The sequence below is a fragment of the Actinomadura keratinilytica genome, from assembly GCF_039539665.1.
Lineage (GTDB): Bacteria > Actinomycetota > Actinomycetes > Streptosporangiales > Streptosporangiaceae > Spirillospora > Spirillospora keratinilytica.
Genome location: NZ_BAABDO010000137.1, coordinates 1 through 16,272, shown reverse-complemented (window position 1 = coordinate 16,272; position 16,272 = coordinate 1). Strand labels below are relative to the sequence as shown.

Here is a 16,272-nt window from a genome sequence, read left to right as displayed (position 1 = left end):
GGTGCGCTCGGCCTGGCCGTCGGCGGCGCCGTCCGCGCGGTCGCCGCCGGAGGCGCCGCCCGCCTCGCCGGCGCCGCCGGTGGTGTCGTCGTCGCCGAGTTCGGCGGCCAGGACGCTGCCCGCCGCGAGGATGGCGGTCTCCTCGTCGTGCCGGTCGGGCACGGAGGGGTCGTCCACCTCGGTCGCCTCGGCCGGGCGGGACAGCACGGCCGTGCCCGCGCCGCCGTCCCCGTGCCCCAGCAGCCGCATCAGCACCTGGCGGGCGTTGGGCCGGTTGGCCGGGTCCTTGTCCAGGCACTCGGCGACCAGGTCGCGCAGCGGCCCGGTCAGCCGCCCGAGGTCCGGCTCCTCGTGCAGGATGCGGTTGATCACCGCCGGGATGGTGTCCTGGCCGAACGGCGGCTCGCCGGTGGCCGCGAACGTCAGCGTGGCGCCCCAGCAGAACACGTCGGCGGGCGTGCCGACCTCCTCGCCCTTGAGCATCTCGGGCGCCATGTACGAGGGGGTGCCGATGACCTTGCTGGTCAGCGTGGTGGAGCCGCTGATCGCGCGGGCCACCCCGAAGTCGATCACGCGCGGGCCGTCCGGGCCGATCAGCACGTTGTGCGGCTTGAAGTCGCGGTGCACCACCTCGGCCTGGTGGATGGCGGCCAGGGCGGTGGCGGTGCTGACCGCCAGCCGGTCCAGCGCCGCGCCCGACAGCGGGCCCTTCTCGGTGACGTGCTGGTTGAGCGACGGGCCGCGCACGTACTCGCTGACGATGTACGGCCGGTCGCCGTCGGCGTCGGCGTCGATCACCTGGGCGGTGCAGAACGGGGCCACCCGCTTGGCCACCTCGACCTCGCGCAGGAAGCGGGCCCGGGCCTTGTCGTCGGAGGTCAGCTCGGCGTGCAGCAGCTTGATCGCCACCTGCCGGCCGTCCGGCGACTCGCCCAGGAAAACACTGCCCTGGCCGCCCTCGCCCACCCGGCCGATCAGGTCGTAGGACCCCAGCCGCATCGGGTCGCCGGCCCGCAGGGCACCAACCTCCATGCGCGGAACCGCCCTCTCTGTGTGTCGCGCTGTCCGCCCGTCGCGTGCGTCGCGGGGATGCCGGCGGGCGCCGGTGATCGCGCCGGCCGCGGACGGGCCTCGGGTGAATCGTAGGGAATGAATGAGTCGGCCTTCGACCAGTGGGACGCCCCAAACCACCGGGGAGTTCACCCGGATCCGGCACTTCACCGCGATCCGGCCACCTGCTCACCGCGTCCGGGGGCGGCCCCCTACCCTAGCCCGCCCAGCGCCGCCGCATAAGGCACACAACCGAAAACACCGGCATTTCTCCAGGTCGGCGGCCGCTTTCTCAGCGAATTCAGGAGTGTGAAGTCGGCGTGCCGGGTAGACAGCGGCTTGACGATCTTCGCAAGGAGGTACACCGGCATGTCACTTCCGTTAAGGACCGCGTGCTGCGCCACGACGATCGCCCTGGCCCTCACCCCGGGCGCCGCCGTCGCGCAGCCGGTGGAGCGGCAGGAACGCCCCGAGAAGATCCAAAGTGAGGGGAGCCAGGCGCTGTGGCGCCGGCCCTCCGCGCACATCCGCCGGGCCAGGCCCTTCGGCAGGGCGGGCAGCATGCACAGCCTGAGGGAACGGGCCGGGATGCTGGCCGCGCTGCAGCGCTCGGTGCGGCTGCGCCGGGCGCAGATGCTGGCCAGGTGGCAGCGCCGCGCCGACCGCGCGGTCAGCTACGCGCTGCGCCAGCAGGGGCGCCCCTACGTGTGGGGCGGCACCGGCCGGCGGGGCTTCGACTGCTCCGGGCTGGTGCAGCGGGCGTGGCGGCGCGCGGGGGTGCGCATCCCGCGGGTGGCCGCGTCGCAGTACCACAACATCAACCCGAAGATCCGGCGCCGCGACCTGCTTCCCGGCGACCTGGTCTTCTTCAACCGGCTGAACCACGTCGGCATGTACGTGGGCGGCGGCCGGTTCGTTCACTCGCCGCGCCCCGGCCGCCGCGTGACGGTCGAGCGGCTGCGCGGCCACTACCGCTCCCGCTACGTCGGCGCCGTGCGCCCGGCGTGGCGGCGGCTGCCGCCGGTGCCCACGCGGCTCTACTGAGCCGTCCGCACCCGGCCCGGCGCACGCCGCCGAGCCCGTCGCCGAGCACAGCCGCCGACGGGCCACCGCTGGACGGGGACGCGGGGGCCGTTCCCGTCGCGATCACCTCACCCGGATCGCGTCCCGGCCGCGGACGCGGTCCGGGACTTCGAAACCGCGGCACCAGTCCGCGCCCCGCACGGCGCCGGGCCGTGCGGGGGCGGCTCAGGACGACTTCTCCGGGGTGAAGTGCCGCAGCACGTCGGGGTTGGCCAGGGAGTCGGGGTTGGCGGCCTTCTCCACCGGCGTCCCCAGCAGGATCTTGCGGACGGGGACCTCCAGCTTCTTGCCCGACAGCGTGCGCGGGATGCCGGGGACCTCGTGGATCTCGTCCGGGACGTGCCGCGGCGACAGCGTCGAGCGCAGCGCGGTGCGCAGCCGGGCCACCAGGTCGTCGTCGAGGACGGCGCCGGGCGCGGGCTGCACGTACAGGATCAGCCGGCCCTCCTGCCCGAGCCGGCCGGTGTCGATGACCAGGCTGTCGGCGATCTCGTCGAACGACTCGACCACGCGGTAGAAGTCGGCGGTGCCCATGCGAACCCCGCCCCGGTTGAGCGTCGAGTCGGACCGGCCGTAGATCACGCAGCCGCCGTCCGGGAGGATCTTGATCCAGTCGCCGTGCCGCCACACGCCCGGGTACATGTCGAAGTACGACTCGCGGTAGCGCTCGCCGCCCTCGTCGTTCCAGAAGAACACCGGCATGGACGGCATCGGCTCGGTGATGACCAGCTCGCCGACCTCGTCCACCACCGGCCGGCCGTCGTCGGCGTACGCCTCGACCTTGGCGCCCAGGCCGCGGCACTGGATCACCCCGGCGCGCAGCGGCAGCACGGGCGACGGCCCCACGAAGCCGGTGCACAGGTCGGTGCCGCCGGAGAACGAGCCGAGCAGCAGGTCCTTGCCGACCGCCTCGTACACCCAGGTGAAGCCCTCGGGCGGCAGCGGCGAGCCGGTGGAGCCGATGCCGCGGATGCGCGACAGGTCCAGCTCCTCGCCGGGGCGGCGGCCCTCCTTCATCGAGGCGATGATGTACGGGGCGCCGACGCCGAAGTAGGTGACGCCGCTGTCGGCCGCCATCCGCCACAGGTCGGTGGGCGCGCCGTCGTACATCACGATCGTGGCGCCGACCAGCAGGCCGCCGATGAGGTAGTTCCACATCATCCAGCCCGTGGTGGTGTACCAGAAGAACACGTCGCCCGGGCCGAGGTCCTGGTGGAACGACAGCGCCTTGAGGTGCTCCAGGACGACGCCGCCGTGCCCGTGCACGATCGGCTTGGGCAGCCCGGTGGTGCCCGAGGAGTACACCACCCACAGCGGGTGGTCGAACGGCACGTCCTCGAACGCCAGGGCGTGGCCGCCGCGGGGCAGGTCGGTGTAGCGGACGCCCACGCGCAGCCCCTCGGCGGTGGCGGCGGGGTCCAGGTACGGGACGAGCACGGTGGCGCGCAGCGACGGCAGCGCGGCCTCGATCTCGCGGACGACGTCGCGCCGGTCGAACCGCTTGCCGTTGTAGGCGTAGCCGTCCACGGCGATGAGCACCTTCGGCTCGATCTGCGCGAACCGGTCGACCACGGAGGAGGAGCCGAAGTCCGGGGAGCACGACGACCAGACCGCGCCGAGCGAGGCGGCGGCCAGGAAGCAGATCAGCGCCTCGGGGATGTTGGGCAGGTAGGCGGCCACCCGGTCGCCGCGGCCGACGCCCAGCTCGGCCAGTCCGGCGCGCACCTCGGCCACGTGCCGGGCCAGTTCGCGGTAGGTGAGCAGCCGGTGCCCGCCCGCCTCGGAGCGGAACACCACGGCGGTGTCGTCGGGGGCCTGCTCGGCGCGGCGCAGCGCGTTGGCGGCGTAGTTGACGGTCGCGCCGGGGAACCAGCGCAGCCCGTCCACCGGCATGGGCCCGCCGGACCGCACCGGCCCGTCGCCGCGCTCGCCGACCACGTCGAAGTACTCCCAGATCGACGCCCAGAAGGCGTCCACCTCGGTGACCGACCAGCGCCACAGATCGGCGTAGTCCTCGGTGGCCACGCCGCGGTCGCGCAGCCACTCGCGGTAGCGCGTCACCCGGGCGCCGGCGACGACCTCCGCGGACGGCTCCCACAGCGGCGCCCCCTCCGGAGTCAAGCCGTCGGACGCTTCGTCGCCTGCCATCGCACCGGCCTCCTCTTCGTCGCGGGGGTGTCGGGGTGGCCCCCCACCTGGTGTATCGCGCGCGGGCATGCGGCACGCGCTGAGGTTCCCAGCATCGAACCCGCCGGCCCGGCTTCGCAAGCCCGTCGATCTTACGCCCGGGGCGGCCGCCGTCCCGCCGGGGGCCTACCCATATCCCGAGGTAGGCACCTGTGCGGGCGGCGCACCCGGCGACTTCTCCAGCACGGTCAGCCCTGGGTGAGCCGGGTGACGGCGGAGACGACCGCGTCGGTGTCGGCCAGCGTCGGCAGGACGACGTCGGCGCCCGCCGAACGCAGCTCGGCCTCGGTGGCGCTGCCGGTGGCGACCGCGATGATCGGCGACCCGGCGATGCGGGCGGCCTGCACGTCGCGCGGCGAGTCGGCCACGTACACGGTGGCGGACTCGCCGAACGCCACGCCGCGCGCGTCCCCGGCGCGGCGCCGCACCAGCTCCAGCATGGCGGCCTTGCTGTACACGCCGGTCTCGTAACCGCCCGCGTCCAGGTCCAGATGCCCGGCCAGTCCCAGCTCGGTGACCTTGAGCCGGGCCACCGGCTCGATCGACCCGGTCAGCACCGACTGGACCGTGCCGGGCACGCGGGCCAGCGCGTCCAGCGCCTCGGCCGCCCCGGCCAGCACCCGGCCGTTGCCGCGCAGGTCGGCGCGGCGGGCGGCGAACGCGGCGGCCAGCGCGTCCATGAACCTGGGCAGGTGGTCGTCGGTGGTGACGATGTCGTTGAACGCCAGCGTCTCGAAGATGATCTCCGATTCGGTGCGGCCGGGCATGGGGGCCAGCCGCACCAGGGGCCGCCCGGTGGTCCGCTGGAACGCCTCGGCGTAGCACTCCCGGGCGACCCGGCCGACGTCCACGAGCGTGTGGTCGATGTTCCACAGGACCAGACGGTTCATGCCGGGTATCGTCCGGCCTGCCGCGCGCTTTGCGCAACCGGACGCCGGCCGGGCCGCACCGCCGGGGTCAGCCCATGTGCGGGTAGCGGTAGTCGGTCGGCGGGACGAACGTCTCCTTGATCGACCGGGCGTTGACCCAGCGGATCAGGTTGAAGACCGATCCGGCCTTGTCGTTGGTGCCGCTGGCGCGGGCGCCGCCGAACGGCTGCTGGCCCACCACCGCGCCGGTCGGCTTGTCGTTGATGTAGAAGTTGCCCGCCGCGAAGCGCAGCACCTCGGTGGCCGCGGCGATGGCGGCCCGGTCCCGCGCGACGATCGCGCCGGTCAGGCCGTACTCGGCGACGCCCTCCAGCTGGCGCAGCATCGCGTCGTAGTCGCCGTCGTCGTAGACGTGCACGCCGAGGATGGGGCCGAAGTACTCCTTGGTGAAGATCTCGTCCTCGGGGTCGGTCGACTCCAGCACGGTGGGGCGGACGAACCAGCCCTGCGAGTCGTCCAGCTCGCCGCCGACGAGGATCTTCGCGGTGTCGATGCCGCGGGCGCGTTCGATCGCCGCCCGGTGCTTGGCGAACGCCCGGCCGTCGATGACCGCGCCCATGAACGCCGACAGGTCCTCGGCCACGTTGCCCATGGTGAGCGCGGCGACCTCGTCGCAGAAGTCGTCGCGCATGCGCTCCCACAGCGACCGGGGGATGTAGGCGCGGGAGGCCGCCGAGCACTTCTGCCCCTGGTACTCGAAGGCGCCGCGGATCAGCACGGTCTTCAGCACGTCGACGTCAGCGGACGGGTGGGCCACCACGAAGTCCTTGCCGCCGGTCTCGCCGACCAGCCGCGGGTAGCCCTTGTAGCCCGCGATGTTCTCGCCGACCGTCCGCCACAGGTGCTGGAACGTGCGGGTGGAGCCGGTGAAGTGGATGCCGGCCAGCTCGGGGTGGGTGAGCGCGACGTCGGACACCGCCCGCCCGTCGCCCGTCACCAGGTTGATCACGCCGGGGGGCAGCCCGGCCTCCTCCAGCAGCCGCATGGTGTGGTGCGCGGCCAGCTGCTGGGTGGGCGACGGCTTCCAGATCACCACGTTGCCCATCAGGGCGGGCGCGGTGGGCAGGTTCCCGGCGATGGCGGTGAAGTTGAACGGGGTGATGGCCAGCACGAACCCCTCCAGCGGCCGGTACTCCATCCGGTTCCACACGCCGGGCGAGGACTCGGGCTGCTGGGTGTACAGCCGGCGGGCGTAGGCGACGTTGAACCGCCAGAAGTCGATCAGCTCGCAGGCCGAGTCGATCTCGGCCTGCTGCACCGACTTGGACTGGCCGAGGATGGTGGCGGCGTTCAGCGTGGCGCGCCACGGGCCGGAGGCCAGCTCGGCCGCCCGCAGCAGGATGGCGGCGCGGTCGTCGAACGGCATCGCGCGCCAGGCGGGCGCGGCCTCGCGGGCGGCGTCGATCGCCGCGCGCACGTCGTCGTCGGTGGCGTTGCCCATGCGGCCGAGCACGTGCGCGCGGTCGTGCGGCTCGACCACGTCGATGGGCTCGCCGCCGCCCAGCCTGCGCTCGCCCCCGATCGTCATGGTCAGCTCGGTCTCCGCGTCGCCGAGCTCCTTGATCTTGGCTTCCAGCGCGGCGCGCTCGGGGCTGCCCGGCGGGTACGGCTTGACCGGCTCGTTCACCGGCTCCGGCACGTTGGTGACGGCGTCCATCTGGCGCTCCCCATAAAGTCCGACATCGTCGTCGTACAGCGGCATAGTCACACAAAGAGGAAGACTTGCGTCATATGTCGCTGCCTGCCTTCAACGACACGAGACCTACCCGTTACCGCCGTCCGCGACGCGGTCTCCGGGCAGGCAAGCGGGGCCGACGGGCCGGTGCGCGCAGGACCGGGGTCAGGGCAGCAGGTCGCCGAGTTCCTGGGTGGCGTACCAGAGCAGCTCGTGGCCTTCGGCGCCGTCGACGGTGAAGCGGGCGTCCTCGTCGCCGGCCTCGGCGGCGTCCAGGGCGGCCACGGCGGCGCCCACGTCGGCGGCCGCGTCCTCGGCGTCCACATGGCCCGAGGCGATCCTGCGCCAGGCGATCGGGGCGGTGACCAGCACCCGGGCGCGGGCGCCCTCGTCGCCGACGGCGGCGTCCCCGCGCGGGCGCTCCACCGACTGCTCGGGCACCTCGGCGGCCAGCACCACCCGGCGCCGGGGCGCGTCGGGGTCGCCGGCCAGCAGCCGCAGGGACGCGCGTGCGGCGGCGGTCATCGCCGCGTACTCCAGCTCCTCCTGGTCGCCTCCCGCGTACCACTCCCGCAGCGCGGGGGTGACCGCGTAGGCGGTCAGCGGGGCGGGCCCGATCTCCCGCGCCGCGTGGACGCGGGCCAGGCCGGACAGGGTGGCGGGCACATAGACGCGCATGACGATCAGCCAGTCTGCCAGATCCGACCTGGCCGGTCAGACCGCCGGGCCGCCGGAGCGGGCCGGGCTCAGCGCAGCACGCCCAGTTCGCGCAGGGCCCCGATGGTCTCGGCGGCCTCGCGGTGGTGGATGGCGAGCATGCCGACGGCCTCGGCCGCGCGCACGTTGTGGTCGATGTCGTCGATGAACACGCACTCGGCGGGGGCGAGGCCGAGCAGGTCGACGGCGTGCCGGAAGATCCGCTCGTCCGGCTTGCGCATGCCCACCTCGCAGGAGATGACGACCGCGTCGAACAGCTCGGCGAACAGGTGGCGCGGGTAGTCGTTGCCCCAGGAGTTGGACAGCAGGGCCGTGCGCACGCCCGCCGTGCGGACGTCCCGCAGCGCCTCGTACATCGCCTCCACCGGGGTGAACGCGGCGAACATGCGGGAGATCAGGCCCTCGTGGGGCACCGGGTCGCCGTCCACGGTCAGCAGCTCGGCGGCCAGCATCCGCTCGAACTCGGCCGGGTCCAGGGTGCCGTCCTCAAGCCCGTGGACGGGGTTGCGGCCGACGCCGTCGTAGGCCTGCTGGACCCACTCGCCCATCACCGACAGGTAGCGGTCGGCGTCGATGCGGTCGGCCTCCAGCCACGCCCGGATCGCCTCGTTGAGGGGTGAGGTCAGCACGCCGCCCCAGTCGGTGATCACTGCTCTGACGGTCGTCACGCCGCCGATGGTAAATGATGCCCGTTTCTGGGCGAAGGCCCGGCCTGTGGGGGACCATTGCGGAATGTTGACCGCCTATCTCGGACTCTGCCTGCTGATCACCCTGACTCCGGGCCTGGACACGGCCGTGGTCACCCGCAGCGTGCTGCTGCGCGGCACCCGCGCCGGGATGCTGACCGCGGCCGGATGCGCGCTCGGCCTGCTGGCGCACGCCACCGCCGTCGCGCTCGGCCTGGCCACGCTGCTGGCCCGCAGCGCCGTCGCGTTCGAGGCGGTGAAGCTGGCCGGGGCCGCGCTGCTGGCCCTCCTCGGCCTGCGCGCGCTGTGGGACGCCCGCCGCCACCGCGGATCCGCCGACGAGCAGCCGCCCGCCGACCCGGCCGGGCGGCCCGGCCGCGGGGAACGCTGGGCGTTCGCGGCCGGGCTGCTCACCAACCTCACCAATCCGAAGGCGACCCTGTTCTTCCTGGCCGCGCTGCCGCAGTTCCTGCCGGACGACCCGGCGCGGGCGCTGCCGGTCGCGCTGGGCCTGGCCGCCATCGCCGTCGTCTTCAGCATGGCCGGGCTCGGCCTGTGGGCGCTCGGCCTGGGACGCGTGCGCCGGATCGCGATGGCGCCGCGTTTCCGCCGGATCCAGGAGCGGGTGCTGGGCGTCACGCTGATCGGGCTGGGCGTCCGCGTCGCGACCGAATAGCCCTGATCCGAATAGCCCTGATCCGAATAGCCCTGATCCGAATAGCCCTGATCCGAACGGCCCTAGAACCGGATAGCCCTCAACCGGACGGCCCCTGCCGGTCGGCCCCCGGACAAGACCCCCGCCGCGCGACGCCGACCGCACGGCCGCCGGCCCGTGCGGCGCGGCGCGCGCGGAACCGCTCCGGACCCCCGTGCCGTGCCCGCCGGACGCGGCCATGCGGCCGCACGGCGGCGGCACCGGAGCGAACGGCCGCGGGTGTCACGCCGCCGTCCGTCCCGCGGTCGCGCCGTCACGCGGACCGCAGCCGCTGCAGCGCCTCGCGCACTCCCCCGTCGGCCTCCTCCAGCAGCGCCGTCGCGCGCGCGGTGGGCACCTCGCCGAGCAGCGAGACCAGCGCCACGCGGGTGTCCCCGCCCGCCTCGGCGAGCGCCTTCTCGCAGGTGCGGGCGTCCATGCCGGTGGCCTCGATGAGGATGCGCACCAGCCGGGCGCGCAGCTTGCCGTTGAGCGCGTTGACGCTGACCATCAGGTTGGAGTAGGTGCGGCCCAGCCTGACCATCAGCGTGGTGGAGAAGGAGTTGAGCACCAGCTTGGTGGCGGTGCCCGCCTTCATCCGGGTGGACCCGCTGATCACCTCCGGTCCGGTGGCCAGGGCGATGTGGATCTCCACCTCGTCGCCGTAGGGGGTGCGCGGGTTGCAGCTGATCAGCGCGGTGCGCGCCCCGTTGGCCGCGGCCGCGCGCAGCGCGCCCACCACGTAGGGGGTGCGGCCGCTGGCCGCGATGCCGATCGCCACGTCGCCCGCGGCCACCTCGGCGGCGTCCCGGGCGCCCTGCTCGTCGTCGTCCTCGACGTGGGACACCGCCTGCGCCAGCGCCCCGGGGCCGCCGGCGTGGTGCGCCACCACCCGGCCCCAGATGCCGAACGTGGGCGGCAGCTCGGCGGCGTCGAGCGCGGCCAGCCGCCCCGACGTCCCGGCGCCGAAGTAGTGCACCCGGCCGCCGGCGCGCAGCGACTCCACCGCCACGTCCACCAGCCGGGCGATCTCGGGCAGGACGGCCGCCACGACCACGGGGACCGTGGCGTCCTCGGTGTTGATCAGCCTGAGCACCTCAAGGGTGGGCAGGGTGTCGACGTCGAGGGTCCGCGGGTTGCGGCCCTCGGTGGGCAGATCGCAGTCGATCACCGACGCCTCCGGTCGGGTCGTACGGTCCGGCCGCGGACCGCCTCGTACGTGGCCTCCAGGGCCTTGCGGGTGGTGCCGTAGGTTCGCTGCGCCACGCCGACGAACACGCAGTCGACCACGGTCAGCTGCGCCAGCCGGCTGGCGGTCGCCCCCGAGCGGAACGTGGTCTCACGCGCCGCCGTCGTGAGCACCAGATCCGCCACCTCGGCGATGGGGGACTTGGGGAAGTTGGTCAGGGCCACGGTGGTCGCCCCCCTGTTCTTGGCGACCTCCAGCGCGTCGATGGTCTCCACCGTCGCGCCGGAGTGGGAGATGCCGATCGCCACGTCGCCCGGCTTCAGCACCGCGGCGCTGGTGAGCATGATGTGGGCGTCGGCCCAGGCGTAGCAGACGCGGCCGATGCGGTGCAGTTTCTGCTGGAAGTCCTTGGCGACGAAGGCGCTGGCGCCGACCCCGTAGACGTCCACCCGGTCGGAGGCGACGATCGCGTCGACGACCTGCTCGAGCATCTTGATGTCGAGCTGCGCCGCGGTCTCCTCCACGGCCCTGGCGTCGGCGAAGGTCACCTTCTCCACGATCTGCTCAAGGGAGTCGTCGGGACTGATGTCGCTGCCGATGACCCGTCCTCCGGTGGCGCTCTGCGCCCGGCCCGCCTCCGTCGCCAGGGTCAGTCGGAGCTCTGGATACCCATGAAACCCGATCGCCCGGCAGAACCTGATGACGGTGGTCTCAGAGGTGCCACAGGTCTGGGCGAGTTCGGTGATGGTGGAGTTGGCGACGCCCTCCGGATCGTCGATCACGCGCTGCGCGACGCGCCGCTCCGCGGGCGGCAGGGAGGGCAGCAGGGAGCGCACCCGCACGACGGTGCTGAGCGGTGTCGCCTCCTTCCGCGTCTCCTGTGGTGCCGCGTCGGTAGGGGGTGCGCCGGCGGTTCCGGCGCCCCCCGCCTCAGGGCTGCTGGGTTTCCTCATGGAAGAAATTTTCTTACTGGTGAGATGTCACGTCAACGGTAGAAAGGGCTACCGTCGGCATGTGTTGACCCATTTGGCCGGTCCATACGTGATCGGTATTGACGCGGGTGGCACGAAAACCCGCTGTGTCGTTCTCACGCTCGGGGGAGCAATCGCCGGAGTGGGAATGGGCCCTGGGGCCAACCCCAACTCCGGGGGCGACACCGCGGGGGCGCTCACCACGGCCCTGCAGGAGGCACTGGGCACCGTGGACCGTTCCTTGATCCTCTCCGGCGTTTTCGGGATCGCCGGTGCCGGATCGGCGGGCCGTCCCGCCGCCGTCACGGCGGCGCGGCGGGCATGGCAGGCGGTCGGGCTGCGCGGAGCGCCCGCCGTCGTGACGGACATCGCGGTGGCGTTCGCCGCCGGGACCGACGCGTCCAAGGGCATCGTGGTGTTCTCCGGCACCGGTGCCGGGGCGGCGGTGATCAGCGACGGCGCGATCGTGCAGCGCGCCGACGGCTACGGCTGGCTGGTCGGCGACGAGGGCTCGGCGGTGTGGCTGGGCAAGGAGGCGGTCCGGGCGGCGCTGGCCGCCTTCGACGGCCGCGGCTCCCCCACCCTGCTGACCGAATCGGTGCCCCGGGCGCTGCTCGGGGCGGCGGTGGTCGCCGAGCTGAGCGCGAACGCGCCGCGGCGGGCGCCGCGGCGGACGCTGGCCCTGGCCGGTGCGCCGTCCTCCGGTGCGCCGGGCCACGGCCGCCGGTCGGGCACCGCGGTGCTGGACGACCCCGCGTTCGTCCGGGCGCCCGGCGGGCCGGAACCGCCGTCCCCGGGCCGGGCGGGACCCGCCGGCGCGCCGCCCGAGTGCGCGCCGAACCCGCAGCTCGCCCAGGCCATCATCAAGGAGGTCTACGGCCGCCCGGTCGCGGCCCTCGGCCGGCTCGGGCCGGTCGTGGCCGCGGCGGCGGACGCGGGCGACCCGGTGGCCCGGCGCATCACCCAGGAGGCCGCCGAATGGCTGCTGCGCGACGTGGACGCGGTGCGCCCGGCCCTGCCGGACCCGTGCGCGCCGGTCGTGATGCACGGATCGGTGCTGCGCGACGGTCCCGTCGCCGACGCCGTGCGGGCCGGGCTGCGCGCCCGGTTCGCGGCCGACCCGCGCAGCGCGGGTGACGGTGCCGTCGGGGCGGCCGGGCTGGCCCTGCGCCGTCTCGGCTTCCCGCTGCCGCCGCCGCAACCCGGCTGATCCGCCGACCGTCTCCGTCCGACAGCCGCTCCCCGTCCCGCCGAACTCTTCCGCACCTCGTGCGGCCCCGTCGCGAGAGCCCACGAGCCCCGCGAGCTCCCGAGTGCCACACAATCCCGCGTCATCTGCGCCACTTCGCGCTGAGACCGGCGAAGCGCCCGCCGGCTGAGCGATCCGCTCCGGCCGCGACGCGCCACCTGTGAAATCCCGAAAACGAGCGCGCCGCGCCGGTTGTTCTCCGGCCGATCGCCGCGCCGAGCGCTCTCCCCCGACGCCACGCGCAACGCGACCACGGCCATGCCCTGGCCCGACGCTGCCCTGAAAGCGGTCCGGAGACGCGCCGAAGGCCGACCGGACGCGACCTGACCGCCGCCGCGCATACCCTCGTAACGCCCGGTGCGGCCGGCGGCGGCGCGGGCGACACGGCAACGGCAGCAGAAAAGATCGTTGACCGGCGGCGGGTCGACACGGCCCCGGGCGCGGGTTACGGTCGCCAGGATCGATCACGAAGCGGAATCGACAGACCACGTCGGGGGGCCTGGTCCAGTGCGTGCTTCACGTTCACTCGCACTCGTCACGGCGGTCGCGACGGCGCTCGGCGCGTCGCTGGCCGGCTGCGGTGGCGGCGACTCCGAAGACAAGGACGAACCGGCCGCGGCCAAGACCTCCGGGGCGGGCCGCTCCTCCGGGGGCGCCGCGTCCCCGACCGCCGGCCGGGCCACGGGCACCTGGATCCCCCAGTACGTCGCCTCGATGGGCGTGCGCGAGAAGGTGGGGCAGCTGTTCGTCCCCGCCTTCCCCGACGCCGCCTCCGCCAAGGCGATGATCAAGCGGTACCACGTCGGCGGCCTGATCTTCTTCCCCGGCAACCTGCGCTCGCCGCGGACGACCGCCGAGCTGGCCAACTCGCTGCAGGAGACGTCCAAGGTCCCGCTGCTGCTCGCCGTGGACGAGGAGCAGGGCAAGGTGTCGCGCGCGTCGTTCCTCACCCGCTTCCCCGGCAACATGGCGCTCGGCGCGACCGGCCGCCCGGCCGACGCGCAGGCCGCGGCCCGGGTCACCGGGTCCGAGCTGCGCGCGGTGGGCATCAACCAGAACTTCGCGCCGGTCGCCGACGTCAACGTCAACCCGGCCAACCCGGTGATCGGGGTGCGGTCGTTCGGCGCCGATCCCGCCCTGGTGTCGCGGATGCTGGGCGCGGCGGTCGCGGGCTACCAGTCGGCGGGCGTCGCCGCCACGGCCAAGCACTTCCCCGGGCACGGCGACACCGCCACCGACAGCCACACCGGCCTGCCCGTGATCCGGCACACGCGCGCCCAGTGGGAGCGGCTGGACGCGCCGCCGTTCCGCGCCGCGGTGTCGGCCGGGGCGGACGCCATCATGTCGGCGCACATCGTCGTGCCGGGCCTGGACCGGTCCGGCGACCCGGCCACGCTGTCGCGCACGGTGCTGACCGGGCTGCTGCGCGGCTCCCTCGGCTACCGGGGCGTCATCGTCACCGACTCGCTGCAGATGCAGGGCGCCAAGGTGCGGTACTCGCCGGGCGCCACCGCCGTGCGCGCGGTCAACGCCGGCGCCGACCAGCTGCTCATGCCGCCCAGCCTGCCGACGGCCTACAACGCGGTGCTGGCCGCCGTGCGCAGCGGGCAGATCCCCCGCAAGCGGCTGGACGAGGCCGTCACCCGGATCCTGCGGATGAAGGAGCAGCGCGGGCTGTTCCAGCGGGCCGACACCGACGCGGCGCGCGCGGACGCCGCGATCCGCACGGCGGCCAACCGGGCCGTGGCGCAGCAGGTCGCCGAGCACTCGGTCACGCTCGTCCGCAACGACCGGGGGCTGCTGCCGCTGAAGAACAAGACCGTTCACGTCACCGGCCCCAGGAGCGCCGCGCTGGCCGCGGCGCTGCGCCGCCAGGGCGTGCAGGTGGCCGCCTCGCCGCAGGCCGCCGACGTCGCGGTGCTGACCACGGTCGACGCCGGGGCCGCCACCGCCGTCCGGGTGCGGGCGCTGCGTCCCAAGCCGGTCGTGGTGGCCGCGCTGGGACGCCCCTACGACCTGGACTCCGCCCAGCAGGCGTCCGCCGCGCTGGCCGCCTACTCGTCGGCGACGGTGTCGGTGCAGGCGCTCGCCAAGGTGCTGACGGGCGCGATCAACCCGACCGGCAGGCTGCCGGTGAAGGCGGGCGGCAAGCCCATCGGCCACGGCCTGTCCTACCGCCCCGCCTGACCCGGCCTGCGGCGACGCGGAAACGCCGGCCCGCCACCCGGGTTCCCGCGGGTGACGGGCCGGCGTTGGCGCCGAAAGCCCGCTACAGGCCGAGCTCGGCCAGGCCGGGCAGCAGGGCGCGCGCGGACTCGCGGGCGAGCTGCGCCGTACGCGCCCGGCGGGCCGCGTCCGCGGCCCGGCGGCACTGGTCGAGGGTGTGCCGGGCCAGCGCGGCGCGCACGAGCGGCAGCGACGGCGCGCCCATCGACAGCGACGTCACCCCCAGCCCGACCAGCACGCACGCCAGCGCCGGGTCGCCGCCGGCCTCGCCGCACACCCCGCACGGCCGGCCGGCGTCGGCGGCGGCCTGCGCGGCGACCGCGACCAGGTCGAGCACGGCGGGCTGCCACGGGTCCTGCAGGTGCGCCAGCCCGCCGACCTGCCGGTCGGCGGCGCAGGCGTACTGGGTGAGGTCGTTGGTGCCGATGCTGAAGAACTCCGCCTCGGCGGCCAGGTCGCGGGCGCGCAGCGCCGCCGCCGGCACCTCGATCATCACGCCCGGATGGTCGATCCCGGCGTCCCGGCACGCCCGGGCGAAGAACGCCGCCTCCTCGGCGTCGGTCACCATCGGCGCCATCACCTCGAGCCGGGCGGTGGTCCCGGCGGCGGCGCGGGCCAGGGCGCCGAGCTGCTCGGCCAGCACCTCCGGGTGGTTGCGCAGCATGCGCAGCCCCCGCTCGCCGAGCGCCGGGTTGGGCTCCTCGCCGGGCGGCGGCAGGAACGCCAGCGGCTTGTCGGCCCCGGCGTCCAGGGTGCGCACCACCACCCTGCCCTTGGGGAACGCCTCCAGGACCTTGCGGTAGGCGTCCTCCTGCTCGGCGGCCGACGGCGGCGCGGCCCGGTCGAGGAACAGGAACTCGGTGCGGTAGAGCCCGACGCCCTCGGCGCCGTTGGCGACGGCGGCCGCCACGTCCTGCGGGCCGCCGACGTTGGCCAGCAGCGGCACGGCGTGCCCGTCCTTGGTGGCGCCCGGCCCGGTCGCCGACTCGAGGATCGCGGCGCGCGCCGCGGCGGCGTCCCGCGCGGCGCGCACCTGCTCGTCGGACGGGTCGATGCGGACCGTTCCGGCGGCGCCGTCCACCAGCACCCGCGTGCCCTCGGCGATCTCGGTGCAGCCCGGGCACGCCACCACGGCCGGGACGCCCATGGTGCGGGCCAGGATCGCGGTGTGGCTGGTCGGGCCGCCCTCCAGGGTCACGAACGCCACGACCATGGCCGGGTCGAGCACGGCCGTGTCGGCGGGCGCCAGGTCGCGCGCCACCAGCACGAACGGCTCGTCGGACTCCGGCACGCCCGGCATCGGGACGCCCAGCAGCCGGGCGACGGCGCGGTCGCGGATGTCGTCCAGGTCGGCCACCCGCGCGGCCAGGTACTCCCCGGCCCCGGCGAGCAGCTCCCGGTAGGCGCCGAACGCCTCGAACACCGCGCGCGCCGCCGCCGCCCCCGCGCCGATCTTGTCGGCGACGGCGTCGGCCAGGCCCGGGTCGCGGGCCATCAGCGCCTGCGCGTTCAGCACGTCGCGGCCGTCGGTGTTGCCGGCGTCGGCCGCGCGGGCGGCCCGCGCCTCCAGGTCCGCGGCGACCGCGTCGAGGGCGGCCAGGGCGGTCGCGCGCTCG

13 protein-coding genes are annotated in these 16,272 nt (G+C 74.6%); 4 read left to right on the top strand and 9 right to left on the bottom strand.

Going from position 1 to position 16,272, the window contains the following annotated elements; translation table 11 throughout:
• On the bottom strand, window positions 1-1,032 hold a 1,032-nt coding region (locus tag ABD879_RS28525; protein ID WP_345024758.1), incomplete at its 3' end, for a serine/threonine-protein kinase.
• Window positions 1,033-1,419: 387 nt separating this feature from the next.
• Between ABD879_RS28525 and ABD879_RS28520 the strand changes: the two genes are divergently transcribed.
• Complete coding sequence (locus ABD879_RS28520) at window positions 1,420-2,094, top strand: C40 family peptidase (protein ID WP_345024757.1); 675 nt, start codon at window positions 1,420-1,422, stop codon at window positions 2,092-2,094.
• 204 nt (window positions 2,095-2,298) lie between these two features.
• Here the strand turns inward: ABD879_RS28520 and ABD879_RS28515 are convergent, their stop codons facing one another.
• The 5 genes from ABD879_RS28515 to ABD879_RS28495 all read right to left on the bottom strand — a co-directional run bounded on the left by ABD879_RS28515 (window position 2,299) and on the right by ABD879_RS28495 (window position 8,309).
• Entirely contained in the window at window positions 2,299-4,281 is a 1,983-nt protein-coding gene (locus ABD879_RS28515) for an acetoacetate--CoA ligase (protein ID WP_345024756.1), read from the bottom strand.
• 227 nt (window positions 4,282-4,508) lie between these two features.
• Window positions 4,509-5,210: an HAD family hydrolase gene (locus tag ABD879_RS28510; RefSeq protein WP_345024755.1), complete on the bottom strand. Its 702-nt coding sequence runs from the start codon at window positions 5,208-5,210 to the stop codon at window positions 4,509-4,511.
• A gap of 67 nt (window positions 5,211-5,277) precedes the next feature.
• Window positions 5,278-6,906, bottom strand: a complete 1,629-nt coding sequence (pruA, locus tag ABD879_RS28505) for an L-glutamate gamma-semialdehyde dehydrogenase (RefSeq protein WP_345024759.1) — start codon at window positions 6,904-6,906, stop codon at window positions 5,278-5,280.
• A gap of 183 nt (window positions 6,907-7,089) precedes the next feature.
• The gene (locus ABD879_RS28500) at window positions 7,090-7,602 is read right to left on the bottom strand and encodes a DUF6912 family protein (protein WP_345024754.1); all 513 of its coding nucleotides are present in this window, start codon (window positions 7,600-7,602) and stop codon (window positions 7,090-7,092) included.
• Between the two features lie 68 nt (window positions 7,603-7,670).
• A complete protein-coding gene (locus tag ABD879_RS28495; protein ID WP_345024752.1) occupies window positions 7,671-8,309 on the bottom strand; it encodes an HAD family hydrolase in 639 nt (212 codons plus the stop codon).
• Between the two features lie 64 nt (window positions 8,310-8,373).
• On the opposite strand from ABD879_RS28495, the gene ABD879_RS28490 reads away from it, so the two are divergent.
• On the top strand, window positions 8,374-9,003 hold the full coding sequence (locus ABD879_RS28490) for a LysE family translocator (protein WP_345024751.1): 630 nt from the start codon (window positions 8,374-8,376) through the stop codon (window positions 9,001-9,003).
• A 292-nt stretch (window positions 9,004-9,295) separates the two neighbouring features.
• Here the strand turns inward: ABD879_RS28490 and ABD879_RS28485 are convergent, their stop codons facing one another.
• Both ABD879_RS28485 and ABD879_RS28480 read right to left on the bottom strand, forming a co-directional pair.
• Entirely contained in the window at window positions 9,296-10,192 is an 897-nt protein-coding gene (locus tag ABD879_RS28485) for an N-acetylmuramic acid 6-phosphate etherase (protein ID WP_345024750.1), read from the bottom strand.
• The gene (locus ABD879_RS28480; RefSeq protein ID WP_345024749.1) at window positions 10,189-11,163 is read right to left on the bottom strand and encodes a MurR/RpiR family transcriptional regulator; all 975 of its coding nucleotides are present in this window, start codon (window positions 11,161-11,163) and stop codon (window positions 10,189-10,191) included. The genes ABD879_RS28485 and ABD879_RS28480 overlap by 4 nt, the downstream gene beginning before the upstream one ends.
• Window positions 11,164-11,224: 61 nt before the next feature.
• Here ABD879_RS28480 and ABD879_RS28475 point away from each other — a divergent pair, with 61 nt between their 5' ends.
• Both ABD879_RS28475 and ABD879_RS28470 read left to right on the top strand, forming a co-directional pair.
• A complete protein-coding gene (locus ABD879_RS28475) occupies window positions 11,225-12,391 on the top strand; it encodes an N-acetylglucosamine kinase (protein ID WP_345024748.1) in 1,167 nt (388 codons plus the stop codon).
• 546 nt (window positions 12,392-12,937) lie between these two features.
• A complete protein-coding gene (locus ABD879_RS28470) occupies window positions 12,938-14,617 on the top strand; it encodes a glycoside hydrolase family 3 protein (protein WP_345024745.1) in 1,680 nt (559 codons plus the stop codon).
• 82 nt (window positions 14,618-14,699) lie between these two features.
• Here ABD879_RS28470 and ptsP read toward each other — a convergent pair.
• The coding region (gene ptsP, locus ABD879_RS28465) for a phosphoenolpyruvate--protein phosphotransferase (RefSeq protein ID WP_345024744.1) at window positions 14,700-16,272 on the bottom strand (1,573 nt) is incomplete at its 5' end.